At 64.3% G+C, this 244-nt stretch carries 1 pseudogene; it reads left to right on the top strand.

Features of this window, described 5'->3' with window-relative positions:
• Positions 1–244: pseudogene (locus FNJ47_RS55230) on the top strand (hypothetical protein); the annotation flags it as partial.

The following is a 244-nucleotide window of genomic DNA, read 5'->3' as shown; positions in this document are numbered from 1 at the left end:
CATATGCCGTCGCAAGGGCAACCCAAGCCGCCCCCATACATCGACCAGCGCTTCAGCCAGCGCGTCGATCAGTGCGTCATCATGATAGGGCGTCGGCGTGATGCGCAGCCGCTCCGTGCCGCGCGGGTAAAGTCCGTGCTCAACGCCGCCGGCCTACCGGTCATGCCCAGCGAAACGCACATTGTGCCTGTCATGGTGGGTGATCCGGAAAGATGCAAGGAGGCGAGCGATCTCCTGCTCGCCG

This window comes from Bradyrhizobium uaiense, assembly GCF_010811875.1.
GTDB classification, from domain to species: Bacteria; Pseudomonadota; Alphaproteobacteria; order Rhizobiales; family Xanthobacteraceae; genus Bradyrhizobium; species Bradyrhizobium uaiense.
This window is presented reverse-complemented; position numbering and strand designations above follow the sequence as displayed.